Annotated in this window: 23 protein-coding genes and 1 riboswitch; of the genes, 8 read left to right on the top strand and 15 right to left on the bottom strand. The window is 72.7% G+C overall.

The features are described 5' to 3' along the window. Positions 1-131: 131 nt before the first annotated feature. The 4 genes from rlmN (at position 132) to D1J60_RS25915 (ending at position 5305) form a co-directional block, all read left to right on the top strand. Positions 132-1247, top strand: a complete 1116-nt coding sequence (gene rlmN / locus D1J60_RS25900) for a 23S rRNA (adenine(2503)-C(2))-methyltransferase RlmN (RefSeq protein ID WP_007266848.1) — start codon at positions 132-134, stop codon at positions 1245-1247. A gap of 71 nt (positions 1248-1318) precedes the next feature. Further along, positions 1319-1428: riboswitch (TPP riboswitch) on the top strand. A gap of 84 nt (positions 1429-1512) precedes the next feature. Continuing rightward, positions 1513-2613: a thiamine ABC transporter substrate-binding protein gene (locus D1J60_RS25905; protein ID WP_125822706.1), complete on the top strand. Its 1101-nt coding sequence runs from the start codon at positions 1513-1515 to the stop codon at positions 2611-2613. 50 nt (positions 2614-2663) lie between these two features. Beyond that, complete coding sequence (locus tag D1J60_RS25910) at positions 2664-4280, top strand: iron ABC transporter permease (protein ID WP_125822707.1); 1617 nt, start codon at positions 2664-2666, stop codon at positions 4278-4280. Further along, entirely contained in the window at positions 4280-5305 is a 1026-nt protein-coding gene (locus tag D1J60_RS25915; RefSeq protein ID WP_125822708.1) for an ABC transporter ATP-binding protein, read from the top strand. Before D1J60_RS25910 ends, D1J60_RS25915 begins: the two co-directional genes overlap by 1 nt. 21 nt (positions 5306-5326) lie before the next feature. Here D1J60_RS25915 and D1J60_RS25920 read toward each other — a convergent pair whose 3' ends face one another. The 10 genes from D1J60_RS25920 to D1J60_RS25965 all read right to left on the bottom strand — a co-directional run bounded on the left by D1J60_RS25920 (position 5327) and on the right by D1J60_RS25965 (position 15039). Then, positions 5327-6577 carry a cytochrome P450 gene (locus D1J60_RS25920; RefSeq protein WP_125822709.1) on the bottom strand — a complete coding sequence of 417 codons (1251 nt, stop codon included), beginning with the start codon at positions 6575-6577 and terminating at the stop codon, positions 5327-5329. A 15-nt stretch (positions 6578-6592) separates the two neighbouring features. Then, on the bottom strand, positions 6593-7987 hold the full coding sequence (locus D1J60_RS25925; protein ID WP_125822710.1) for an FAD-dependent oxidoreductase: 1395 nt from the start codon (positions 7985-7987) through the stop codon (positions 6593-6595). Continuing rightward, the gene (locus D1J60_RS25930) at positions 7977-8207 is read right to left on the bottom strand and encodes a ferredoxin (RefSeq protein ID WP_125599113.1); all 231 of its coding nucleotides are present in this window, start codon (positions 8205-8207) and stop codon (positions 7977-7979) included. Before D1J60_RS25930 ends, D1J60_RS25925 begins: the two co-directional genes overlap by 11 nt. 106 nt (positions 8208-8313) lie before the next feature. Continuing rightward, on the bottom strand, positions 8314-8931 hold the full coding sequence (locus D1J60_RS25935) for a hypothetical protein (protein WP_125822711.1): 618 nt from the start codon (positions 8929-8931) through the stop codon (positions 8314-8316). A 93-nt stretch (positions 8932-9024) separates the two neighbouring features. Next, complete coding sequence (locus D1J60_RS25940; RefSeq protein ID WP_125599107.1) at positions 9025-9930, bottom strand: hypothetical protein; 906 nt, start codon at positions 9928-9930, stop codon at positions 9025-9027. Positions 9931-10047: 117 nt separating this feature from the next. Continuing rightward, the gene (locus D1J60_RS25945; RefSeq protein WP_125822712.1) at positions 10048-11139 is read right to left on the bottom strand and encodes an LOG family protein; all 1092 of its coding nucleotides are present in this window, start codon (positions 11137-11139) and stop codon (positions 10048-10050) included. A gap of 26 nt (positions 11140-11165) precedes the next feature. Further along, a complete protein-coding gene (locus tag D1J60_RS25950) occupies positions 11166-12248 on the bottom strand; it encodes a hypothetical protein (RefSeq protein ID WP_125822713.1) in 1083 nt (360 codons plus the stop codon). Next, on the bottom strand, positions 12230-12997 hold the full coding sequence (locus tag D1J60_RS25955) for an ATP-binding cassette domain-containing protein (RefSeq protein WP_125822714.1): 768 nt from the start codon (positions 12995-12997) through the stop codon (positions 12230-12232). Before D1J60_RS25955 ends, D1J60_RS25950 begins: the two co-directional genes overlap by 19 nt. A gap of 173 nt (positions 12998-13170) precedes the next feature. Then, complete coding sequence (locus D1J60_RS25960; RefSeq protein WP_007266858.1) at positions 13171-14532, bottom strand: aspartate aminotransferase family protein; 1362 nt, start codon at positions 14530-14532, stop codon at positions 13171-13173. Between the two features lie 3 nt (positions 14533-14535). After that, entirely contained in the window at positions 14536-15039 is a 504-nt protein-coding gene (locus D1J60_RS25965) for an Lrp/AsnC family transcriptional regulator (RefSeq protein ID WP_007266859.1), read from the bottom strand. 170 nt (positions 15040-15209) lie between these two features. Here D1J60_RS25965 and D1J60_RS25970 point away from each other — a divergent pair, with 170 nt between their 5' ends. The 3 genes from D1J60_RS25970 to D1J60_RS38715 all read left to right on the top strand — a co-directional run bounded on the left by D1J60_RS25970 (position 15210) and on the right by D1J60_RS38715 (position 18065). Continuing rightward, positions 15210-16649, top strand: coding sequence for a gamma-aminobutyraldehyde dehydrogenase (locus D1J60_RS25970; protein WP_125598257.1), 1440 nt, complete (start codon positions 15210-15212; stop codon positions 16647-16649). Positions 16650-16761: 112 nt separating this feature from the next. After that, the gene (locus D1J60_RS25975; RefSeq protein WP_125822715.1) at positions 16762-17937 is read left to right on the top strand and encodes a spermidine/putrescine ABC transporter substrate-binding protein; all 1176 of its coding nucleotides are present in this window, start codon (positions 16762-16764) and stop codon (positions 17935-17937) included. Next, positions 17934-18065: a hypothetical protein gene (locus tag D1J60_RS38715; RefSeq protein ID WP_277607514.1), complete on the top strand. Its 132-nt coding sequence runs from the start codon at positions 17934-17936 to the stop codon at positions 18063-18065. The genes D1J60_RS25975 and D1J60_RS38715 overlap by 4 nt, the downstream gene beginning before the upstream one ends. On the opposite strand, the gene D1J60_RS25980 is transcribed toward D1J60_RS38715, so the two are convergent. From D1J60_RS25980 to D1J60_RS26000, 5 genes are all read right to left on the bottom strand, one after another. Continuing rightward, entirely contained in the window at positions 18032-19231 is a 1200-nt protein-coding gene (locus D1J60_RS25980; RefSeq protein WP_164720972.1) for a serine hydrolase domain-containing protein, read from the bottom strand. The genes D1J60_RS38715 and D1J60_RS25980 overlap by 34 nt on opposite strands. 148 nt (positions 19232-19379) lie before the next feature. After that, positions 19380-20099 (bottom strand): response regulator transcription factor, encoded by a 720-nt coding sequence (locus D1J60_RS25985; RefSeq protein WP_125822716.1) that lies wholly within the window; start codon positions 20097-20099, stop codon positions 19380-19382. Continuing rightward, positions 20096-21283: a histidine kinase gene (locus tag D1J60_RS25990; protein WP_206436570.1), complete on the bottom strand. Its 1188-nt coding sequence runs from the start codon at positions 21281-21283 to the stop codon at positions 20096-20098. The genes D1J60_RS25985 and D1J60_RS25990 overlap by 4 nt, the downstream gene beginning before the upstream one ends. After that, positions 21280-21969, bottom strand: a complete 690-nt coding sequence (locus D1J60_RS25995) for a glycerophosphodiester phosphodiesterase (RefSeq protein ID WP_125598245.1) — start codon at positions 21967-21969, stop codon at positions 21280-21282. The genes D1J60_RS25990 and D1J60_RS25995 overlap by 4 nt, the downstream gene beginning before the upstream one ends. 36 nt (positions 21970-22005) lie before the next feature. Beyond that, on the bottom strand, positions 22006-23031 hold the full coding sequence (locus tag D1J60_RS26000; RefSeq protein ID WP_125598242.1) for an adenosine deaminase: 1026 nt from the start codon (positions 23029-23031) through the stop codon (positions 22006-22008). 111 nt (positions 23032-23142) lie between these two features. On the opposite strand from D1J60_RS26000, the gene D1J60_RS37435 reads away from it, so the two are divergent. Beyond that, entirely contained in the window at positions 23143-23886 is a 744-nt protein-coding gene (locus D1J60_RS37435) for a DUF4190 domain-containing protein (RefSeq protein ID WP_164720973.1), read from the top strand. Positions 23887-23898 lie beyond the last annotated feature (12 nt).

A 23898-nucleotide genomic window follows, 5' to 3' on the forward strand; every position in this document is an offset into this window, starting at 1 on the left:
GCCGGGCCGGGTTATCCTGGAGGGCGCGCCACGTGCACGTGGCGCGCCTTTTCCGTCCGGCGGCCGAGTCGCCGCGGACCGGCCCTGCACGCGCGGGGTGACCCCCACCCCGTCGTACCGAGGAGTACAGCATGGCCCCCCGTCCCGTTCCGGGCGAGCTCACCTTCGTCGCGCCCCGCGGAGCGAAGAAGCCCCCGCGGCACCTCGCCGACCTCACGCCGGCCGAGCGCCGCGAGGCGGTGGCCGCGATCGGCGAGAAGCCCTTCCGGGCCAAGCAGCTCTCCCAGCACTACTTCGCCCGCTACGCGCACGACCCGGCCGAGTGGACCGACATCCCCGCCGCCTCGCGCGAGAAGCTCCAGCAGGAGCTGCTGCCGGAGCTCATGAACGTCGTGCGGCACATCAGCTGCGACAACGACACCACCCGCAAGACCCTGTGGAAGCTGCACGACGGCACGCTCGTCGAGTCCGTGCTGATGCGCTACCCGGACCGGGTCACGATGTGCATCTCCTCGCAGGCCGGCTGCGGCATGAACTGCCCGTTCTGCGCCACCGGCCAGGCGGGCCTGGACCGCAACCTCTCCACCGCCGAGATCGTGCACCAGATCGTCGACGGCATGCGCGCCCTGCGCGACGGCGAGGTCCCCGGCGGCCCGGCCCGGCTCTCCAACATCGTCTTCATGGGCATGGGTGAGCCGCTCGCCAACTACAAGCGCGTCGTCGGTGCCATCCGCCGCCTCACCGACCCGGAGCCCGACGGCCTGGGCCTGTCGCAGCGCGGCATCACCGTCTCCACCGTCGGCCTGGTCCCGGCGATGCTGCGGTTCGCCGACGAGGGCTTCAAGTGCCGCCTCGCGGTCTCCCTGCACGCCCCGGACGACGAGCTGCGCGACACCCTCGTCCCCGTGAACACCCGCTGGAAGGTCCGCGAGGTCCTCGACGCGGCCTGGGAGTACGCGGAGAAGTCCGGCCGCCGGATCTCCATCGAGTACGCCCTGATCCGCGACATCAACGACCAGGCCTGGCGCGGCGACCTGCTCGGCCGCCTGCTCAAGGGCAAGCGCGTGCACGTGAACCTGATCCCGCTGAACCCGACGCCGGGCTCCAAGTGGACGGCCTCGCGCCCCGAGGACGAGAAGGCCTTCGTCGAGGCCATCGCCCGCCACGGCGTGCCCGTGACCGTGCGGGACACCCGCGGCCAGGAGATCGACGGCGCGTGCGGCCAGCTCGCCGCCTCGGAACGCTAGATTCCGACCGCGTTCCGGACAGGGGTCGGCGTGAATCGGCCGCAGGGGTACCCTGTGGCCGAACCAATTGCATATTCCGACAGGGGAGCGCCACAGCGCTGAGAGTGCGGTATCCGTCATCCGCAGACCCTCTGAACCTCGCCCCGGTCATTCGGGGTAGGAAGTTCGGTCACCACTCAAGCTGTTGCGCCCTGCCCGGCGTCCGCTCCCGCAGAGCGCCGGGCGGGGCCGCGTCTTCTCCTGGTCATCCCAGGAGGAATCACCAGTGAGCACCACCAAGAAGATCGCGGGCGCGGCGCTCGCGGCCGCGCTCGGCGTGACCACGCTCAGCGCCTGCGGCGGCGGCGACGCCAAGGACACGTCCGCGGGCGCGAGCGACGCCCCGAAGTCCAAGACGGTCACGCTCGTCTCCCACGACTCCTTCAACGTGACCGATGCGGTCCTCAAGGAGTTCGAGCAGCAGAGCGGCTACACCGTCAAGGTGCTGAAGTCCGGCGACGCCGGCGCCGCCCTCAACCAGGAGATCCTCACCAAGGGCTCCCCGCGCGGCGACGTCTTCTTCGGCGTCGACAACACCCTGCTCTCGCGCGCCCTCGACAACGGCGTCTTCACCCCCTACCAGGCCAAGGGCCTGGACACGGTGAAGCCCGAGTTCGTGCTCGACAAGCAGCACCGCGTCACCCCCGTCGACTCCGGCGACATCTGCGTCAACTACGACAAGGCGTACTTCGCCGACAAGAAGACAGCCCCGCCGCAGACCCTGGACGACCTCGTCAAGCCGGAGTACAAGAACCTGCTGGTCACCGAGAACGCCGCGACCTCCTCGCCCGGACTCGGCTTCCTCCTCGCCTCCGTCGGCAAGTACGGCGAGGAGGGCTGGAAGGACTACTGGAGCAAGCTCAAGGCCAACGGCGTCGAGGTCGTCGACGGCTGGGAGCAGGCCTACAACGAGCGCTTCTCCGGCTCCGCCGGCGGCAAGAAGGCCAAGGGCGACCGCCCGCTGGTCGTCTCCTACGCCTCCAGCCCGCCGGTCGAGGTCCTCTACGGCGAGCCGCAGCCGGCCGAGGCGCCCACGGGCGTGGCCACCGGCACCTGCTTCCGCCAGGTGGAGTTCGCGGGCCTGCTCAAGGGCGCGAAGAACGAGGAGGGCGGCAAGGCCCTCATCGACTTCCTGGTCTCCAAGAAGTTCCAGGAGGACATGCCGCTCCAGATGTTCGTGAACCCGGTGGTCAAGGACGCGAAGCTGCCCGACCTGTTCACGAAGCACGGCGTCGTGGTCGACAAGCCGGAGAACGTCGCTCCGGAGGCCATCGCCAAGAACCGTGAGCAGTGGGTCAAGACGTGGTCCTCGCTCGTCGTGAAGTAGAGCGCCCTCCCGCGGAGGGCGGGCGCGCCACGGCCGTCAGGCTCGCTCTGATGGCCGTGCCGCTCGCCTTCTTCGGACTGTTCTTCGCCTACCCCGTCGCCGCGATCGTCGGCCGCGGGCTCAAGACGGACGAGGGCTGGCAGTTCGGCCGGATCGGCGAGGTCCTCGCCCGGCCCGACATCGGCGGCGTGCTGTGGTTCACCACCTGGCAGGCGCTCGCCTCCACCGCCCTCACCCTGCTCCTCGCACTGCCCGGCGCCTACGTCTTCGCGCGCCTGGAGTTCCCCGGCAAGCGGCTGCTGCGCGCGCTGGTCACCGTTCCCTTCGTGCTGCCGACCGTGGTCGTCGGCAGTGCCTTCCTGGCGCTGGTCGGGCGGGGCGGGCTGCTCGACGAGCTGGGGGGCGTCCGGCTGGACACCACCGTGTGGGCGATCCTGCTCGCCCACGTCTTCTTCAACTACGCCGTCGTGGTGCGGACCGTCGGCGGGCTCTGGGCGCAGCTGGACCCGCGCCAGGAGGAGGCCGCGCGGGTGCTGGGCGCCGGGCGGTTCGCGGCGTGGCGGCGGGTGGTGCTGCCCGCGCTGGGGCCGGCGGTGGCCGCGGCCTCGCTGATGGTGTTCCTGTTCACGTTCAGCTCCTTCGGCGTCGTGCAGATCCTGGGCGGGCCGGCGTACGCCACCCTGGAGGTGGAGGTCTACCGGCAGACGGCGCAGCTGCTGGACCTGCCGACCGCCGCCGTCCTGACGATGGTGCAGTTCGCGGCCATCGCCGCCGTCCTCGCGGTGCACGCGTGGACCGTGCGCCGGCGGGAGACCGCACTGCGGCTCGTCGACCCCGCGCGCACCGCGCGGCCGCCGCGCGGCTGGGCGCAGCGGGGGCTGCTGGGCGGGGTACTGGTGTCGGTGGCGCTGCTGGTGGTGGCGCCGCTGGCGGTGCTGGTGGAGCGGTCCTTCGATGCCCCGGGCGGGTACGGCCTCGGCTTCTACCGGGCGCTGCAGGACGCGGGCTCGGGCGGCGGAACGTTTCTGGTGCCGCCGCTGGAAGCCGTCTGGAACTCCCTCCAGTACGCCCTGGCCGCCACCGCCATCGCCGTGGCGGTCGGGGGGCTCGCCGCCGCGGCCCTGACGCGGCGCGGAGGCCGCTTCGTGCGCGGCTTCGACGCGCTGCTGATGCTGCCGCTCGGGGTGTCGGCCGTGACGGTGGGCTTCGGGTTCCTGATCACCCTGGACGAGCCGCCGCTGGACCTGCGGACCTCGTGGATCCTGGTGCCGCTCGCGCAGGCGCTGGTCGGGGTGCCGTTCGTCGTACGGACCATGCTGCCGGTCCTGCGGGCCGTCGACGCCCGGCTGCGGGAGGCGGCCGCCGTGCTCGGTGCCTCGCCGCTGCGGGCCTGGCGGGAGGTGGACCTGCCGCTGGTGCGGCGGGCCCTGCTGATCGCGGCCGGGTTCGCCTTCGCGGTCTCGCTGGGCGAGTTCGGCGCGACCGTCTTCATCGCCCGGCCCGACCACCCGACGCTGCCGGTGGCCGTAGCGCGGCTGCTGGGGCGGGCCGGGGAGATGAACTACGGGCAGGCGATGGCCCTGAGCACGATTCTGATGCTGGTGTGCGCGGTGTCCCTGCTGGTGCTGGAGCGACTGCGACCCGACAAGACCTCGGGAGAGTTCTGATGACCCTGCTCCGGCTCGAAGGGGTGACGGTCCGCTTCGGCGACCGGGTGGTCGTGGACGCGGTCGACCTGGAGGTGGCCGAACACGAGACCGTGTGCGTGCTGGGCCCCAGCGGCAGCGGCAAGTCCACCCTGCTGCGGGTGGTGGCCGGCCTCCAGCAGGTGTCCGCGGGGCGGGTGCTGCTCGGCGGGGCCGACCAGGCCGGCGTACCGGTGCACCGGCGCGGGGTGGGCCTGATGTTCCAGGACCACCAGCTGTTCCCGCACCGGGACGTCGGCGGGAACGTCTCCTTCGGCCTGCGCGTGCAGGGCGGCCCGAAGGGCTCGTCCGGGGCCCGGGTCGAGGAGCTGCTGGAGCTGGTCGGGCTCCCGGGGGCCCAGGGCCGCGCCGTCTCCTCGCTCTCCGGCGGGGAACAGCAGCGGGTGGCCCTCGCCCGGGCACTGGCCCCCTCGCCCCGGCTGCTGATGCTGGACGAGCCGCTCGGCCAGTTGGACCGGGGGCTGCGCGAGCGGCTGGTGGTCGAGCTCCAGGGGCTGTTCTCCCGGCTGGGCACCACCGTCCTGGCCGTCACCCACGACCAGGGCGAGGCCTTCGCGCTGGCCGACCGGGTGGTGGTGATGCGGGACGGGCGGATCGCGCAGGCCGGGACGCCGCTGGAGGTGTGGCAGCGGCCCGCGTCGGAGTTCGTGGCCCGCTTCCTCGGCTTCGAGAACGTGGTCCCGGGCACGGTGGCCGGTACCGCCGCCGCGACCGCGTGGGGCAGGGTGCCGGTCCCGGCCGGCACGCCCGAGGGGGAGCGGCGGCTGCTCGTCCGCCCCGCCGGGGTGGTGCTGTGCGAGGCGGGCCTGGGCTGCGTGGTGGAGTCCCGGACCTTCCGCGGCACGCACGTGGCCCTGCGGCTGAGGCCCGCGTCGGGGCCCGTACTGGAGGCCGAGTGCGAGCTGGCCACCGCGCCGGCCGTCGGGGACCGGGTCGCGGTGGCGTTCAGCCCGTCGCAGGTCGTCGTCCTCCCGGAGGCCTCCTGACCTGCCCAGTCCCCGGGGGTTCTAGTCCCGGATCCCGTCGACGGCGATCGGCAGGTGGCGGGGGCCGCGCAGGACCGCGTTCTGCCGGTAGGGCGGCGGGTCCTCCAGCAGCCGGGGGTTCTCCAGCCTGCGGGCCAGCTCGCTCAGCGCCAGTGCCGCCTCCAGCCGGGCCAGCGGCGCGCCGAAGCAGCTGTGGATGCCGCTGCCGAGGCCCAGGTGCTGGACGTCCTGGCGGTCCGGGTCGAACCGGTCCGGGTCCGGGAACCGCTTCGGGTCGCGGTTGCCGGAGGCCAGGATCAGCCAGAGCGAGGAGCCCTTGGGGATGGTCACCCCCGCCACCTCGATGTCGGAGAGGGTGCTGCGCTGCGGCAGCAGCTGCACGGGCGGCTCGTAGCGCAGCAGTTCCTCCACGATCGGCACGCCCAGGTCCGGCTCGGCGCGCAGCCGGGCCAGGTGCTCCGGATGCCGCAGCAGGGTGAGCATGCCGTTCGTGATCAGGTTGACGGTGGTCTCGTGCCCCGCGATCAGCAGCAGCGCCGCCGTGCTCAGCACCTCCATGGTGGTCATGGTGCCGTCCGGCCCCTGCGCGGTCGCCAGCTCCGACAGCATGTCCCCGGTGGGGTTCTTGCGCCGCTCCTCGATCAGCCCGGCCAGGTACATGCCGAGCTCCATCCGGGCGCCCTTCGTCTTGTCCGCGCGCTCGGCGGGGTCGGCGCCCGGATCGGGGTCCAGGCTCGCGGCGAGGGTGTCGGCCCAGACGTGGAAGCGCGCCTCGTCCTCGGGCGGGACGCCCAGCAGCCGGCAGATCACCGTGACCGGGAAGGGGTACGAGAACTCCTCGACCAGGTCGATCCGCGAGGGGTCGCCCTCCTTGGCGATCGCGTCGATCAGGCCCTTGACGATGCCGCCCAGCTCACCGCGCATCTGCTCGACGCGGCGCGGCGAGTGCGGCGGCCCGAACGGGCGGTTCGTCATCCGGCGCAGCCGGTCGTGGTCGGGCGGGTCCAGCTTCAGGAAGGAGGGCGGCAGGACGCCCTCCCCCTCGTCCTCGCCCGTCTCGCTCAGCGGGTCCCCGGCGACCGCCGTCAGGTTGCGGGAGTCGGAGCTGATCCGCGGATCGTGCAGCAGGCCCTTGATCTCGTGGTACGTGCTGAGGACGTACGGCCCGGTGCCGTCGTGGAACACCGGGGTCTTGCGGAGCTCCTCGTACAGGGGGTAGGGATCGGCCCGGCTGGAGTAGTCGAGGATCTGCCGCAGGATGCCTTCAGTCATGAGAGGTCCTCGTGCTCAGTTGTGCGCCGGCGTGAACTTCATCCGCCGGTCGGCCGGTGAGTAGCCGCTCAGGGTGATGGTCGGGCCGTGCGTCGGGATCGACGGGTCGGGGAAGTCCGCGTCCAGCGGCCGGTTCCCCTCGGGCCTGCGGTCCACCGTCGAGTAGGGCGGCGGGAACGGCGCCGTCTGCTCGATCTGCTGCTCGTAGAAGTCCAGCCAGCGGCACTGGTCGAAGGTGACGGCACCGATGACGCGGCCCTGGTAGCCGTAGACGCCGACGAAGCGGCGCTCGGCGCGCGAGCCCTGGGTGATGACGATCTCGGTGCCCATCGAGGGGACCCCGACCGACTTGATGTTCACCCCGAACTGGGACGACCAGAAGGCCGGTACCCATACGTGCGGGCGGCGCTCCGCGCTCTCGCTGAGCATGTTGTGCGCGGCCGTCTCGGCCTGGGCGACGGCGTTGCCCCAGTGCTCCAGGGACAGGAACTGGTAGCCGAAGAGGGCGTGCGGGGAGCGGGCGACGTCGCCGGCCACGTAGATGTCGTCGGTGACGATGCCCCAGATGTCGAAGGCCCGGCAGCCCGCGTCGCAGGCGATGCCGCGCGGACCGGCGCCGAGGCCGGACCCGGTCAGCCACTCGGTGTTGCGCTGGGCGCCGAGCGAGACGACCACCACCTCCGCCTCCAGCGTGGTGCCGTCGGAGAGGTGTGCGGCGCGGACCCTGCCGGAGGAGTCGCCCTCCAGGGCCGTCACCATGATGCCGGTGCGCAGGTCCACCCCGTTCTCGCGGTGCATCTCGGCCGCGACCGCGCCGACCACCCCGCCGAGCGCCCCGACCAGGGGCGCGTCGCCGCGTTCCGCGACGGTGACGGCCAGGCCGCGTTCCCGGCAGGCGGAGGCGATCTCGGAGCCGGTGAACCCGGCGCCGATGACGAGGACCCGGCCGGGTCCGGCCGCCAGCGCGCGTTCCAGGGCCGCACCGTCGTCCCGGGTGCGCAGGACGAAGACCCCGTCGAGGGAGCCCTCCTCCGGCTTGGGCCACGGCCGGGCGCGGACGCCGGTGGCGATCAGCAGCCGGTCGTACTCCACCTCGTCCCCGTCGGCGAGGCGGACCCGGCGGGCCTTCATGTCCAGGCCGGCGGCCGGTACGCCGAGCCGCCACTTGGCGTCGATGTCCAGGCGCCGGGGCAGGGCCGTGCGGTCCGCGGTCGCCTTGCCGAGCAGGACCTGCTTGGACAGCGGGGGCCGGTCGTACGGCTCGTGGGGTTCGTCGCCGATCATCGTCAGGGATCCGGAGAACCCCTTCTCGCGCAGGGTCTCGGCGGCCCGCAGGCCGGCCAGGGAGGCTCCCACGACGACGATGCGGCCTTCGCGCTTGAGCCGTTCCAGGGCTGCGTCACCGCTCACCACGCGCCTCCGCGGTCGACAGGGACCCGTTCATCGCATCCAGCAGGATGGCCCGGACGGGGCAGGCGTGGACGGCGCGGACGACGTTCTCGCGGTGCTCCTCGTCGGGCTGCGGGTCGTAGAGCAGGGACTCGTCGCCGTGCATGGCGAAGACGTCCGGCGCGAGGAACGCGCACTGCGCGTACCCCTGGCACCGGTTGAGGTCCACGACAAGCCTCATGGGGCATCAGCCTTTCCGTGACCTGTTGACCCCCACGGACCCCCGACACCCTCCCGTTCTCCAGCATGCGCGCGGGACCCGCGCGCCGCCTGCCGGGGGCCAGGCCTCAGGCGGTCCGGCGCAGGTTGGTGCGCAGGACGTGCAGGCTGACGACGAGCACCCAGAACGGGAAGACCATCTCGGACCAGGGGACCCCGGAGCCGAGGAGGAGCAGCACCAGCCCGGTGGCGTAGCCCAGCGCGACCAGCGGGCGCGGGAAGAAGCCCAGGCGGCGCCCCATGGTGGAGGTCACGAAGACGAAGACGGCCGCCATGCGCATCGCGTACGTGGTGAGCACGGCGTACGCGAAGGGGCGGCCGAATCCGGAGGGCGGGACGGTCTCCTGGAGGACGGTGCCCGCCGCGGCGGCGGCGACGAAGAGGGTCCCGACGAAGACGTAGCCGCTGCCGAGGAACACCGCCGCGACGAACCGGTCCTCGCCGCCGCCGGAGTGCGCGCGCAGGGCCCCCATGAACCAGAGGAAGAAGATCCCGGCGAAGGGGACGATCTCCAGGGCCAGCCGCACGGCCCAGCGGTCGGAGTCGGCGACGGGGGCGTCGGAGGGGCTGCCGGAGGGGATGGCGAGCCTCATCAGCACGATCGCCACCGCGAGCAGCACGGCGAAGACGAGCCCGGCCGTCCCGGCGGCCCGTGGCGTGCGCATCCGCGCGGTGGTGGACTCCATGCCTTCAGCAGGCGGCACCCGCCGGGCCCCCGCCACCGCAGGGGCCCCGGGGGAGTGAATCCCGGCCCGGCCGCGGGGGCCGGGCCGGGAGGGTCAGGACACCGGTGCCGGAACGGGTTCCCCGGCGGGGTCCTCGGCCCCGTCGTGGTTGCCGTACCAGGCCACCGCGACGGCGCCGGCGACGGCCAGCACGAAGCCGGTCACCGCGAGCCAGGCCAGACCCGGACGGGAGGCGTCGCCGAGCCACAGGACGCCGATCGCGCCCGGGAGGACCGTCTCGCCGACGACCAGGGCGGCGGTGGCGCCGTTGACCGAGCCGATCTGGAGGGCCACCGTGTGCAGGTACATGCCGCCGATGCCGGCGATCAGGATGGCGTACAGCGCCGGGTCGGTGGCGAGGGTGAACGGGTCGAAGGGGTCCACGCCGTCGAGGATGCGCACGCCGACGCCGAGGGCGCCGAAGGCCAGACCGGACAGCAGGCCCGCCAGGATCGCGGCCCGGGCGCCGAGGAAGCGTACGGCCACGGTGCCGCCGACGATGATCAGCAGGGTCACGGCCAGCAGCCACCAGTGCGTGGACATCGGGGCGTGGTGGTCGCCCTCGTGGCCGGCGGCGGTCGCCAGCAGCACCAGCGCCGCGCAGACGACACCGATCGAGGTCCATTCCTTGCGGGTCAGCCGGATGCCCAGCATCTTCACGCTGAGGACGGCGGTGATCACCAGGTTGGCGCTGATGACCGTCTGGGAGAGGAACAGGGGCAGCATGCGGGCCGCCAGCGCGCCCAGTGCGAAGCCCACGAAGTCCAGGATGGTGCCGACGATGAACTCCCAGGTCATCGCGGCCTTGGCGGTGGAGGTCAGGTTCGGTCCGCCGTGGGCGGTCACGCCGGCGGCGGCCGGCGACATCCGGGCGGCGCGGCGCGAGCCCACGGCTTGCAGGACAGAGCCCGTCCCGTAGCAGATGGACGCCGCGACAGCGGTCAGCAGGCCTATGAGCACAGGAGGCTCCGTTCAACGTCTGGCAGGTAGGGCGGTACCTCTGCCAGACGTCATAACGGGCCGCGAAGTTGCCTCCGCCTGGGATTTCTTTGACCGGCCCTTTGCCCTGGGTGGGGCTCAGGCCATGGCTGCGAGCGCGTCCGGGACCTCGTCCACCGAGTCCACCAGCGCGATCCGCGACTCCATGGGCCGGCCCGACGCCAGCGCCCGCAGCAGCGGCCAGACCGGCAGCCGCTCGGTCCAGTGGGCGCGGTCGACCAGCACCATCGGGGTCGGCTCGGACCGCGACTCGTAGTAGTTCGGGGTGGCGTTGTCGAAGACCTCCTGCACGGTGCCCGCGGCGCCCGGCAGGAACACCACGCCCGCGGTGGACCGGGCCAGCAGCCCGTCCTCGCGGGTGGCGTTGGCGAAGTACTTGGCGATCTGCCCCGCGAAGGCGTTCGGCGGCTCGTGGCCGTAGAACCAGGTGGGGATCCCGACCGAGTCCCCGCCCCGGGGCCAGCGCTCCCGTACGGCGAAGGCCGCGCGCGCCCAGTCGGAGACGGAGGGGCTGAAGGAGGGCACCTTCGCCAGCAGCTCCAGCGCTTCGGGCAGGGCCCCGTCCGGCGCGGGCGCCAGGTAGGCGCCCAGGTTGGCGGCTTCCATCGCGCCGGGGCCGCCGCCGGTGGCGACCGTCAGCCCGGACCGGGCCAGCGTCCGGCCCAGCTCCGCCGCGCCGCGGTAGTCCGTACCGCCGCGGGCCATGGCGTGGCCGCCCATGACGCCGATCACGCGGGCGCCCGCGAGGTGTTCGTCGAGCGCGTCGGAGATGGCGTCGTCGTGGAGGGAGCGGAGCATCGAGGAGAAGACGTCGCCGTCGGACCTGGTCTCCTGGAACCAGGCGTACGCCCGGGCGTCCGGGGTGGCTTCGTAGCCTTCGGCCAGACCGGTGAACAGCTCTTCGGCCGTGTACAGCAGACCCCGGTACGGGTCGAACGGCAGGTCCGGTATCGGCGGGAAGACGAGCGCCCCGTCCGCGCGGACCTTCGCCGAGGCGTCGGGCTCCATCGCGCAGCCCAGGAACACGGCCGCGGAGGTGTCCGCGGACAGCAGGGCGAAGGTCCGCTCCAGGAGGTTGACCGACTGGATCCGGTAGCCGCTCAGGGACCCGCGGGCGACGACCCGGTCGAACTCGGCGAGCGTTTCGATCTCGATGTCTGCGTTGACCATTCGGCCCACCCTAAGGGCCGGCCGGCTCAGCGGGTCAGGGCCAGCGACGTCAGCTGCGCCACACCCCAGCCGAGCCCCGCCGAGGCCGCGAGCAGCGCGGCCGCCCGCAGGGCCGCGGCCGTACGCAGCACCGTGCCCGGGGTGCCGAGACCGGCCAGCGCCTCCCGGGAGGCGGAGCGGGCCTGCCGGGACTCGACGGCCGAGGTGAGCAGGGTCCCGGCCGCGCACAGGGCGACGAGGGCCGCGGCGGGGCCGGTCAGCGGCCCGAGCGGGGTCAGGGGGCCGCCCGGGGCGTGCGGGGAGAAGGCGGTGAGGGCGGCCGCGCCGACGGCGGTGAGCACCCCGAGGGGCCGTCCCAGCCGGGGCGCCTCCTCCTGGAGGCCGCGCCCGGCCAGCAGCCGCAGCAGCCCCGGCCGGACGGCCTGCACCAGGGTCCCGCAGGCGTAGGCCAGTCCCGGACCGGCGAGGGCCAGCCCGACCGCGATCAGCGCGCAGCCGGCCGGTACGCCGGCTCCGCCGGGCCGCGCGTACGCCAGTGCGGCGAGCCCGCAGGCGGCCAGCGCCACCCCCCAGGGCACGCCGGTCTGCGGGGTCATCCCGGCGTGCGGCGGGCGGGGGCGCAGGGCGAGGGCGGTGGCCGCGGTGGCGGTCAGCGGGACCAGGGCCAGCAGGGTGAGAGCGGCGGCCACCGGCAGCGGCCGGTCGGCGTGCAGCTGCCGGGCGCCGGCTCCGTCGAAGGGCAGTCCCGCCAGATCGCCCCTCAGGTGGAGGAAGGCGGCCAGGGCGAGGGCGCTGCCGAGGGCGCACGCGACGGCGGTGGAGACGGCTGCGACCAGGGTGAGCCGTACGGGGCCCAGCCCGGCGGCGTCCAGTCCGTCGCGGGGCCGGGTCGCGGGGTCGGTGCGGGCGACGGCCACCGCGAACTGGGCGGTGGCGGCGAGCGGGACCAGCGCCCACAGCAGGCGGGGGAACGATCCGGCGGGCCGGACGGTCGCGTCCGCGAGGACGTACAGCAGGAGGAACCCGCTGCCTGCGGAGGCGGCCGCGACCAGCAGCCGGCGCAGCTGGACCAGGGGGCGGGAGCCGCGGACTAGGCGGAGAGCGAGCACGCGGACTGGTCCTCCGTGGTGAGGGCAGAGGCGGCGGCCGCGGCTCCGGCCGGCCGGCCGTCGAGCAGGGCCAGCGCGCGGTCGGCACAGGACGCGGCCTCCTCGTCGTGGGTGGCCAGCAGGACCGTGATGCCGTGGGAGCGGGCGGCCGTGGTCAGGGTGCGCAGCAGCAGTGCGCGTTCGGCGCGGTGCAGCGGCGCGGTCGGCTCGTCGGCGAAGAGCACCGCCGGCTCCGCGACCAGGGCGCGGACCAGGGCGACCCGCTGGGCCTCGGCACGGTTGAGGGCGCCGGGGCGCTTGCCGGCGAAGCGGTCGAGGTCGAGGCGCTCCAGCCATTCGAGGGCGGCCCGGCGTGCGGCGCGGTGCGGGGCGCCGCCGATCAGCAGGGGCAGGGCGGCGTTCTCCCAGACCTTGAGTTCGGGCAGCAGCTGCGGGTCGGGGCCGATCCACGCGAACCGGTCGCGGCGCAGGCGTTCGCGGGCGGCGGTGCCCAGGGTGTGGACGGGGACGCTGTTGAACCACACCTCGCCCTGCTCGGGCAGCAGCTGCCCGGCCAGACAGCGCAGCAGGGTGCTCTTCCCGCAGCCGCGCGGGCCGGTCACGGCGAGGATCTCGCCCTGGCGGACTCCGGCGCAGACCCCGATCAGGCCGGGGGTACCTCCGTGGGAGTAGTGCAGGGACCGGGCCCAGAGCAGGTCGTCCTGCGGTGGGGCCTGGTCGGGCCGGGCCGTGTCCGGGGGAGCCACCATGACGTACACCTCCGTCCGGGGGAACGAAGCGGAGCCCTTTCGGTCACTGGCACCGCAAGGAGATGTAAGGAGATGAACGTCGTGAAAGCGGACAGCACACGGCCCGGACCCCCGCGTTCTACTCGAACGGAGGATCCGGGCCGTGTGTTCGGGCTAGTGCGTCCCCGGGCCGGTTACAGCTTGGTCCACGCCTCGGTGAGCACCGAGCGCAGGATGCCTTCGATCTCGTCGAAGGTGCCCTGGTCGGCGATCAGCGGCGGGGCCAGCTGGATGACCGGGTCGCCACGGTCGTCGGCGCGGCAGTACAGGCCGTTGTCGAAGAGCGCCTTGGAGAGGAAGCCGTAGAGCACGCGCTCGGTCTCCTCGTCCGTGAAGGACTCCTTGGTGACCTTGTCCTTGACGAGCTCGATGCCGTAGAAGAAGCCGTTGCCGCGGACGTCGCCGACGATCGGGAGGTCGTGCAGCTTCTTCAGGGTGTTGAAGAAGTTGCCCTCCTGGTCCAGCACGTGCTGGTTCAGGCCTTCCTTGTCGAAGATGTCGAGGTTGGCGATGGCCACGGCGGAGGACACCGGGTGTCCGCCGAAGGTGTAGCCGTGCAGGAAGGTGTTGTCGCCCTTGTAGAAGGGCTCCGCGATGCGGTCCGAGACGATGCAGGCACCGATCGGGGAGTAGCCCGAGGTCATGCCCTTGGCGCAGGTGATCATGTCCGGCACGTAGCCGAACTTGTCACAGGCGAACATCGTGCCGAGGCGGCCGAACGCGCAGATGGTCTCGTCGGAGACGAGCAGCACGTCGTAGGTGTCGCAGATCTCGCGGACCCGCTGGAAGTACCCGGGCGGGGGCGGGAAGCAGCCGCCGGCGTTCTGCACGGGCTCCAGGAAGACGGCCGCGACGGTGTCGGGGCCCTCGAAGAGGATCTGCTGCTCGATCTGGTCGGCGGCCCAGCGGCCGAAGGCCTCGGGGTCGTCGCCGTGGATCGGGGCGCGGTAGATGTTGGTGTTGGGCACCTTGTGCGCGCCGGGGACCAGCGGCTCGAAGGGGGCCTTCAGGGCCGGCAGACCGGTGATGGACAGGGCGCCCTGCGGGGTGCCGTGGTAGGCGACCGCACGCGAGATGACCTTGTACTTGGTGTGCTTGCCCTGCAGCTTGAAGTACTGCTTGGCGAGCTTCCAGGCGGTCTCGACGGCCTCGCCGCCACCGGTGGTGAAGAAGACCTTGTTCAGGTCGCCCGGGGCGTAGTCGGCGAGGCGCTCGGCGAGCTCGACCGCCTTGGGGTGCGCGTACGACCACACGGGGAAGAACGCGAGCTCCTGGGCCTGCTTGTAGGCGACCTCGGCCAGCTCCTTGCGGCCGTGACCGGCGTTGACCACGAACAGTCCGGCGAGACCGTCCAGGTAGCGCTTGCCCTTGTCGTCGAAGATGTAGGTGCCCTCACCCCGCACGATGGTGGGGACGGGCGCGTTCTCGTACGACGACATGCGGGTGAAGTGCATCCACAGGTGGTCGTACGCGGTTTTGGAGAGGTCCTGGCTCACGGGCTATCGAGTTCCCCACATGTAGGTCTGCTTCTTCAGCTTCAGGTAAACGAAGCTTTCGGTTGATCGCACGCCGGGGAGCGTGCGGATCTTCTTGTTGATCGTTTCGAGCAGGTGGTCGTCGTCCTCGCAGACGATCTCCACCATCAGGTCGAACGACCCCGCGGTCATCACGACGTATTCGCACTCGGCCATGGCGGTCAGTGCGTCCGCCACCGGGTCGAGGTCTCCCTCGACGTTGATGCCGACCATCGCCTGGCGCCGCAGCCCCACGGTGAGCGGGTCGGTGACGGCGACGATCTGCATGACGCCCTGGTCGAGCAGCTTCTGCACGCGCTGGCGCACCGCCGCTTCGGACAGGCCCACGGCCTTGCCGATCGATGCATACGGACGGCGACCGTCCTCTTGCAGTTGCTCGATGATCGCCAGGGACACAGCATCGACCGAAGGGGACGGTTGTCTGTTCCTGGAATCTGCGCTTCGACTGACCACGACCTCACTGTGCACGAGGAGTCGTCCGTTCCGCAACCCGTAATCGATGAAATCCGTTGTGAGGGGTCTCTGATTTCACGGATTTCGTAGTTGGTCAGGTCCGGCTCTGTCGAAAGCGTCACCGGAGGAGCTAGGCTTGGCAGGTCGTCTCAATCATTGGACATGTGATCAGGAGAGTGGCTGTAGTGACCACCGAACTGCGTCGTCTGCGCAACTACATCGGCGGGGAGTTCAAGGACGCCGCCGACGGGCGGACCACCGACGTGGTCAACCCCGCGACCGGCGAGGTGTACGCCACCGCCCCGCTCTCGGGCCAGGCCGACGTCGACGCCGCCATGGCCGCCGCCGCGGCGGCCTTCCCGGGCTGGCGTGACACCACGCCCTCGGAGCGCCAGAAGGCCCTGCTGAAGATCGCGGACGCCTTCGAGGCGCGCGCCGACGAGCTCGTCGCCGCCGAGTCGGAGAACACCGGCAAGCCGCTGGGCCTGACGGCCAGCGAGGAGCTCCCGCCGATGGTGGACCAGATCCGCTTCTTCGCGGGCGCCGCGCGCCTGCTGGAGGGTCGCTCGGCCGGCGAGTACATGGACGGGATGACCTCGATCATCCGCCGCGAGCCGGTCGGCGTCTGCGCCCAGGTGGCGCCGTGGAACTACCCGATGATGATGGCCGTGTGGAAGTTCGCCCCGGCGATCGCCGCGGGCAACACCGTCGTCCTCAAGCCCTCGGACACCACCCCGGCCTCCACCGTCCTGATGGCGGAGATCATCGACTCGATCCTGCCCAAGGGCGTCTTCAACGTCGTCTGCGGCGACCGCGAGACCGGCAAGGCCATGGTCGAGCACTCCACCCCGGCGATGGCCTCCATCACCGGCTCGGTGCGCGCGGGCATGCAGGTCGCCGAGAGCGCCTCCAAGGACGTCAAGCGCGTCCACCTGGAGCTCGGCGGCAAGGCCCCCGTCGTGGTCTTCCAGGACGCCGACCTGGCCAAGGCCGTCGAGGACATCGCGGTCGCCGGCTACTTCAACGCCGGCCAGGACTGTACGGCCGCCACCCGGGTGCTCGTGCACGAGTCGATCCACGACGAGTTCGTGGCCGCGCTGGCCAAGGCCGCCGCGGACACCAAGACCGGTCAGCCGGACGACGAGGACGTGCTCTACGGCCCGCTGAACAACCCGAACCAGCTGGCGCAGGTCGCGGGCTTCGTCGACCGCCTCCCGGCCCACGCCAAGGTCGAGGCCGGCGGCCACCGGGTCGGCGAGAAGGGCTACTTCTACGCCCCGACCGTCGTCTCCGGCCTGAAGCAGGACGACGAGATCATCCAGAACGAGGTCTTCGGCCCCGTCATCACCGTCCAGTCCTTCACCGACGAGGCCCAGGCCCTGGAGTTCGCGAACGGCGTCGAGTTCGCCCTCGCGTCCTCCGTGTGGACCAAGGACCACGCCCGCGCGATGCGCATGTCCAAGAACCTCGACTTCGGCTGCGTGTGGATCAACACCCACATCCCGCTCGTCGCCGAGATGCCGCACGGCGGCTTCAAGAAGTCCGGCTACGGCAAGGACCTCTCCGCCTACGGCTTCGAGGACTACACCCGCATCAAGCACGTGATGACCTCGCTCGACGCCTGATCCGCGGCCGCCGCCCGGGCGGCGGCGCACTGATCACCGAAGAGCCCTGACGGGGCGGGCAGTAGACATCTTGTCTATTGCCCGCCCCTTCGCGTTGTCCGAGGCTTTGGCCATGCCTGAACTCCCCTCCCGTCGCGCGGCGCTGCGCGGCCTCGGTGCCGCGGGCCTGCTCGCCGCCCTCGCCGGCTGCGGCGTGCCCGCCGCGTACGTCCCGGAGGACCGGCGGCGGGCCCCGGACCTCTCGGACCGCGACCGTGCTCTCGCCTTCTCCAACTGGCCGCTCTACATCGACACCGACGACGAGGACGAGGAGAGCCGTCCGACCCTGGAGGCCTTCACCCGCAAGACCGGCATCCAGGTCCGCTACACCGAGGAGATCAACGACAACGACGAGTTCTTCGGCAAGGTCAGCCCGGCCCTGATGAACCACCAGGCGACCGGCCACGACCTCGTCGTGGTCAGCGACTGGATGGCCGCCCGCTTCGTCCACCTGGGATGGGCCCAGAAGATGGACCGCTCGGCGCAGTCCAACGTCGCCAGGCACCTCGACCCGCAGCTGCGCTCGCCCGCCTTCGACGAGGGCCGGCTGCACACCGTCCCCTGGCAGTCGGGGATCACCGGCATCGCCTACAACCGCAGGGCCCTGGGCCGGGAGATCAAGTCCGTCAAGGACCTCTGGCACCCCGACCTGGCGGGCAAGGTGACCCTCTTCTCGGGCCTGGACGAGTCCTTCTCCCTGCTGATGCAGGGCAACGGCACCGACGTCACCCGCTGGACCGCATCCGACTTCCACCGGATGTGCGACCAGGTCGAGGACATGGTCCGCAGGAAGCACATCCGCCGCTTCACCGGCAACGACTACACCTCCGACCTCGGCAAGGGCGACGTCCTCGCCTGCCAGGCCTACTCGGGTGACGCCATCCAGCTCCGGGCCGACAACCCCGACATCGAGTTCGTGGTCCCCGAGGAGGGCGGCGAACTGTGGGCCGAAAGCCTGCTCGTCCCCAACCTCGCCCGGCACAAGGCCAACGCGGAGGCCCTCGTCGACCACTACTACGACCCGGTGGTGGCAGCGGAGCTCGCGGCCGCGGTCAACTACGTCTGCCCGGTGCCCGCCGCCCGCGAGGTACTGGCCGCCTCGCCGGACCGGGAGACGGCCCGACTGGCGGAGAACCCGCTGATCTTCCCCGACGACGCCATGCGCCGCCGCCTCGCCGTGGCCCGGGACATCTCCTCCGCCGAACGCCCCGCCCTCGCCAAGCGCTGGAACGCCATCGTCGGACTGTGATCATGGCCTTCGGGGTCTTCGGCATCCTCCCGCTGATCGCGCTGCGCCGCCTGATCAAGCGGCTGGAGGCGCTCGAGGCGGCGGAGGGCGCCGGCTACCTGGCGAAGGCCGCGCCGATGATGCCGTAGGCCACCGGGTTCATGTCCCGCCCCTTGGCGTCGGTGGAGTTGACCGAGTAGACCAGGGTGCGGGACAGGTCGCGGGTGCCGCCGATGACCGTGCTGTAGCCGTGCCGCGAGCCCGTCTTGCCGTACAGCTTCGTGCCGTCCGGCAGCACGAACTCCTTCAGGCCCGCCGTCTGTACCGCGTGCGCGCCGGTCTCGCTCGCGGCGTCCGGGACGTCGGGCACCGTGAACATCTCCTCCAGCTGCGCCCTCGGGACGACCCTGCCGGCGAACAGCGCCACCGTGAAGCGCTCCAGGTCCGCCGTGGTCGACATCAAGTCCCCCGCGGCCCAGTTGGACGAGGAGTTCCACTCCGACACGTCCACCAGCGAGCGGCTCCCGTCGGCCGCCGCCACCGCCTGGTAGCCGTGGTTGTACGGGCCCGGTATGCGGTTCTGGGTGCGCGACGGGAACGAGGTGTGGCGCAGGCCGAGCGGCTTGAGGACCCGGTCCCCGACGGCCCTCTCGTACGCCGTCCCCGTCACCTTCTCGATCAGCACGCCCAGCACGGTGTAGTGGATGTTGCTGTAACGCTGCTTCTCGCCCGGCCTGAACTCCGGACCCTTCGCGACCGCGTCGGCGATCAGCGCGTGCGGATCGACCACGTCGAAGCGGTGGGCGTACTCGTCCGCGAAGGTGTCCCCCGGACCGTCGGCGGACCGCAGACCGCTCGTGTAGTTCAGCAGCTGCCGCACCTTCACCGGCTCGAAGCCCGGCAGCAGCCCCGGCAGGTAGTCCTGCACCGGCCGGTCCAGGTCCACCTTCCCCTCGGCCGCCAGCTGGAGCACCACCGCCGCGGTGAAGGCCTTCGTCACCGAACCGGCCCGGAAGCGGGCCTCCTCCAGCGCCGCGCGCCCGCTGCGGACGTCCGCGACACCCGCGCTGCCGCGCCAGGCGCCGCTCGTACCGCCCACCCGGACCAGCGCGGCGGTCGCGTCCTTGTTCCCCGCACCGACGCCCGCGATCGCCTTCGCCAGCGCCGCCGCGTTCGGCGGCGTGGAGAAGACGGGCGCGGAGACCCCCGCCGAGACGGGCGCCGGCACCGGAGCGGCCTCGGCGGCCGCCACCGGACCGGCGGCCACCCCCAGGACCAGGGCGGCGGCGATGAGCGTGCGCGTACGTGCCTTCATGACGGTTCCCCCGTGTGTGAGCCGGCGGGCCCGCTGCCCCCCGATGACCTCAATGCTCCAGGTCACAGGGGTGGTTGCGGATCACCAACAAGAGGGGTCTTCAGCGGTACGACAACTCACCGGCGCGGGGGAGCCGGCACGCCGCCCCTCACCCTCCAGAGGGAGAAACCCCAGATGGACCCGCCGAGCCCGTCACCGCCGAGCCCGCCGCGATCAGGCCCGTCTCGTACGCACAGATCACCGCCTGGATCCGGTCCCGCAGCCCCAGCTTCGACAGCACGTTCCCCACGTGCGACTTCACCGTGTGCTCGCTCACCACCAGCGCCGCCGCGATCTCCGCGTTCGACAACCCCCGCCCCAGGTGCAGCAGCGTCTCCCGCTCCCGGGCCGTCAGCACCCCCAGCCGCTGCGCCGCCGACGGGTCCGGCACGGCCGGCCGGGCCGCCGTCGCCGCCGTGTACTCCTCGATCAGCCGCCGCGCCACCGAGGGCGCCAGCAGCGACTCGCCCGCCGCCACCACCCGCACCGCGTGCACCAGGTCGTCCCGCCGCACGTCCTTCAGCAGGAACCCGCTCGCTCCCGCGTGCAGCGCCTCGTACACGTACTCGTCCGAGTCGAAGGTCGTCAGCATCACCGTCCGGCACGCGCTCCGCGCCGAGATCGCCCGACAGGCCTCGATCCCGTCCAGCACGGGCATCCGGATGTCCAGCAGCGCCACGTCCGGGGCCAGCCGCCCGACCGCCTCGACGGCCGCCGCCCCGTCCCCGACCTCCGCCACGACCTCGATGTCCTCCTGCGCGTCCAGGATCATCGCGAAGCCGCTGCGCACGAGCTCCTGGTCGTCGGCCACCACCACACGGATCGTCAATTCCCCACCTCCAGCGGCGAGGTTACAAGCACCGTGAACCCGCGGCCGTCCGCACCCGGCCCGGTCCACGCCGTCCCGCCGTGCGCCGCCGCCCGCTCCCGGATCCCGATCAGCCCGTGCCCGCCCGGAACGCGGCCGGCCGCTGCCCGCCCGGGTCCGCGCCCGTCGTCCGTGACCCGCACCGCGAGCTCCCGGGGCCCGTACTCCAGGCGCACGTCCACCGCCGAGGCCCCCGCGTGCTTCACCACGTTGGTCAGCGCCTCCTGCACCACCCGGTGCACCGTCGCCTCCAGCGCCGCCGGCAGCTCGCGCACCTCGCCCGTCCGCTCGTACGACACCGCGAGCCCGCTCGCCCGCACCCGCTCCACCAGCGCCGGCAGCGCCCCGATCCCCGGCTGCGGGGCACGCGGCGCCGCCGCCTCCTCCGCCCGCAGCACCCCCAGCATCGTCCGCAGCTGCGCCATCGCGTCGCGGCCCGTCTCGGCGATCGCCTCGAAGGCCGCCTCCGCACGCTCCGGAGCCCGGCGCACCGCCACCGGACCGGCCTCCGCCTGCACGATCATGATGCTGACGGCGTGCGAGAGGATGTCGTGCATCTCCCGCGCGATGCGGGCCCGTTCACGCGCCGCCGCCTGCTCCGCCTCGATCCGGTTCGCGCGCTCCAGCTGCTCCGCCCGGTCCTCCACGGCCGCCGTGTACGCCTGCCGCGTGGCCTGCAGCCGGCCGAGGGCGAACGCCGCCCCGAACACGAACAGCGCGAACAACAGCTCCCTGGCCGTGCCGCTGTTGAGCGCCACGGACACGGGGATCAACACGGCCAGGGCCGTTCCGACGGCCAGCCGCACCCGCGACGCCCCCAGGAGCGCGATCGAGTAGACGCAGATCAGCGCGGCGTACGGCAGCGGCTGCCCCGGCCCGTCCAGGGCCAGCTGGTAGGCCGAACCGGCCGCCACCACCCCGAGCAGCGCCGCCACCGGCGCCCGGCGCCGCCACACCAGCGGCGCGTTGCCCAGGGTCGTCACCAGGTACGCCGTCCAGGTGGCCGGCGGGTACGCCGGGTCGCGGGGCACCACGAAGGGGATGGTCGTCGCCACCTGCACCAGCAGCGTCAGCCCCACGTCCCGCCAGCGCGGATCGGCCCGCAGGACCAGCGCGCGCAGGCGTTCGGCCGGCCCCCGCGTCACCGCCCCAGCCCGGCCCGCACGGCGGCCAGCGCGTCCAGCCTGTTGGTGGTGACGGAGTCCACCCCGGCCCGGACGACGGCGCGCATCGACCGCCTGGTGTCCGGCGTCCAGGCCGACACCAGCAGCCCGTCCCGGTGCAGGGCGTCCGTCAGCTCCCGGCTGACCAGCCCGAAGCGGTAGTTGAGCCAGCGCGGCCTGACCGCGTCGATCAGCACCCGGCGCGGCGGCGAGAGGGTGGTCCAGGTCAGGGAGATCTCCGCGCCCGGGTCGGCGGCGCGGACCGCGAGCATGGTGTTCGGCCCGGCGCAGTAGTAGGCGCGGTCGCGCGCCCCGCACTCGCGCACCAGGTCGACGACGGTCTTCACGGCCTCGTAGGAGGCGCCGGGCAGGTCGATCATCAGCCGGCCGGCCCCGGCCTCCATCAGGGCTTCGCGCAGGCTCGGGACCCGGCCCTCGGTCAGCTCCTTCAACTGCGGGGCGGTGACGGCGTCGAGCCGTACGTCGTACCCCCACAGCCGCTCCAGCGTCTCGTCGTGGAGCAGGACCGGCACCCCGTCGCGGGTCAGCCGTACGTCGATCTCCACCGCGTCCGCTCCGCGCGCGAAGGCGGAGCGGACGGAGGCGAGGGTGTTCTCACGGAACCGGTAGGGATCGCCGCGGTGGCCGACGGCAGTCAGATCGCTCATGCACCCATTCTCGGGGGCGCCGGCGATCAAGGGGAGTCAGCGCGCGAGCCATTCGGCGGTGTACGCGTCGATCTCGGCCGTGAGCCGCGCCTTGCCGGCCTCGTCCAGGAAGGAGGCCTCGACGGCGTTCTTGGCGAGCTGGGCCAGGCCCCGCTCGTCGAGGTCGAGGAGCCGGGCGGCGACCGCGTATTCGTTGTTGAGGTCGGTGCCGAACATCGGCGGGTCGTCGCTGTTGATGGTGACGAGCACGCCCGCCGCGACCATCTCCTTGACGGGGTGCCGGTCGAGGTCGGTCACCGCGCGGGTGGCGATGTTGGAGGTCGGGCAGACCTCCAGCGCGATCCGGTGCTCCGCGAGGTACTTCAGCAGTTCCGGGTCCTGGGTGGAGCTGGTGCCGTGGCCGATGCGTTCGGCGCCCAGCTCGCGGACGGCGTCCCAGACGGTCTCCGGGCCGGTGGTCTCGCCGGCGTGCGGGACGCTGTGCAGGCCGGCGGCGCGGGCGGCGTCGAAGTACGGCTTGAACTGCGGGCGCGGCACGCCGATCTCGGGACCGCCGAGGCCGAAGGAGACCAGGCCCTCGGGGCGCAGGTCGACGGCGAGCCGCGCGGTCTCGGCGGCGGCCTCCAGGCCGGCCTCGCCGGGGATGTCGAAGCACCAGCGCAGGATGACGCCCAGCTCGGTCTCGGCGTCCTTGCGGGCGTCCTCGATGGCCTCCATGAAGGCGTTCTCGTCGATGCCGCGGCGGGTGGAGGAGTAGGGGGTGATGGTCAGTTCGGCGTAGCGGATGTTCTGCCGGGCCATGTCGCGGGCGACTTCGAAGGTGAGGGTGCGCACGTCGTCCGGGGTGCGCACCAGGTCGACGACCGACAGGTAGACCTCGATGAAGTGGGCGAAGTCGGTGAAGGTGAAGTAGTCGGCCAGCGCGTCGGGGTCGGTGGGGACCTTCGAGTCGGGGTGGCGGGAGGCCAGTTCGGCCACGATGCGGGGGGACGCCGAGCCGACGTGGTGGACGTGCAGTTCGGCCTTGGGCAGCCCCGCGATGAAGGGGTGCAGGTCGGGCATGGGGGCCTCCGGGAGGACACGGGTGCGGGCGGGTCGGCCTCATCGTAGGCAGGCCCCGGCCGTGTCGGTGGCAGCGCTTAGCATGGCCGTACGAGAGAAGGGGGGCGCCGCATGACCGACCACAGCCCTGAGCCGAGGGATCCGTGGGCGCCGCCCGAGCGGCAGGCGCCGGACCAGGCGAAGCCGCAGGGCGCCCAGCCGGCCCCGCCGGTGCACGAGCAGCCGACGATGGTGGGCCTGCCCGGCGTGCCCCCCGCGCCCGCGCCGTCCGGTTACCCGCCGCCGCAGCAGCCGGGCCCGCCGGCCGCCGCGCCGTACCCGCAGCCCCCGGCCCCCGGGTCCGCGTACGGGTACCCCGCGCAGCCCGCTCCCGGCGCGTACGCCTATCCCGGCCCGCCCGGAGCCCCGGGGCAGCCCGGGTACCCCGGCCAGCCCGGCCCTGCCGGTTACCCGGGCCAGGCCGGCTATCCCGGCTACCCCGGCTATCCCGGCTACCCCGGCCAGCCGGGGTACCCGTACCCGTACGCGACGCCGCCCGCGAGCAACGGCTTCGGGGTCACCGCCCTCGTGCTCGGCATCCTGTCGGTGTTGGCCTGCGCCACCCTGTTCGGGGCCATCGCCCTCGGCATCGCCGCCGTCGTCTTCGGGGCGCTGGGCCGGGGCAAGGCCGCCCGGGGCGAGGCCACCAACGGCGGGGTGGCCCTGGCCGGCATCATCCTCGGCGCGGTCGGCCTGGTGCTGGGCATAGGCATGACCCTGCTCATCTTCCTCGCCCCCGACTTCGCCGACCCGGACGGCGGCTCGGACTCCCCGTCCTCCGTGTCCCAGGTCGACGGCCCGCGCGAGCGGGCCTGAGCGACCCCCCGC

Source organism: Streptomyces sp. W1SF4 (assembly GCF_003950035.1).
GTDB classification, from domain to species: Bacteria; Actinomycetota; Actinomycetes; order Streptomycetales; family Streptomycetaceae; genus Streptomyces; species Streptomyces racemochromogenes.

Coding starts and splice junctions, on each gene's coding strand:
- rlmN (WP_007266848.1), top strand. CDS start 132: ATGGCCCCCCGTCCCGTTCCGGGCGAGCTCACCTTCGTCGCGCCCCGC.
- D1J60_RS25910 (WP_125822707.1), top strand. CDS start 2,664: ATGGCCGTGCCGCTCGCCTTCTTCGGACTGTTCTTCGCCTACCCCGTC.
- D1J60_RS25915 (WP_125822708.1), top strand. CDS start 4,280: ATGACCCTGCTCCGGCTCGAAGGGGTGACGGTCCGCTTCGGCGACCGG.
- D1J60_RS25920 (WP_125822709.1), bottom strand. CDS start 6,577: ATGACTGAAGGCATCCTGCGGCAGATCCTCGACTACTCCAGCCGGGCC.
- D1J60_RS25930 (WP_125599113.1), bottom strand. CDS start 8,207: ATGAGGCTTGTCGTGGACCTCAACCGGTGCCAGGGGTACGCGCAGTGC.
- D1J60_RS25935 (WP_125822711.1), bottom strand. CDS start 8,931: ATGGAGTCCACCACCGCGCGGATGCGCACGCCACGGGCCGCCGGGACG.
- D1J60_RS25945 (WP_125822712.1), bottom strand. CDS start 11,139: ATGGTCAACGCAGACATCGAGATCGAAACGCTCGCCGAGTTCGACCGG.
- D1J60_RS25955 (WP_125822714.1), bottom strand. CDS start 12,997: ATGGTGGCTCCCCCGGACACGGCCCGGCCCGACCAGGCCCCACCGCAG.
- D1J60_RS25975 (WP_125822715.1), top strand. CDS start 16,762: ATGCCTGAACTCCCCTCCCGTCGCGCGGCGCTGCGCGGCCTCGGTGCC.
- D1J60_RS25980 (WP_164720972.1), bottom strand. CDS start 19,231: ATGAAGGCACGTACGCGCACGCTCATCGCCGCCGCCCTGGTCCTGGGG.
- D1J60_RS25995 (WP_125598245.1), bottom strand. CDS start 21,969: ATGAGCGATCTGACTGCCGTCGGCCACCGCGGCGATCCCTACCGGTTC.
- D1J60_RS26000 (WP_125598242.1), bottom strand. CDS start 23,031: ATGCCCGACCTGCACCCCTTCATCGCGGGGCTGCCCAAGGCCGAACTG.
- D1J60_RS37435 (WP_164720973.1), top strand. CDS start 23,143: ATGACCGACCACAGCCCTGAGCCGAGGGATCCGTGGGCGCCGCCCGAG.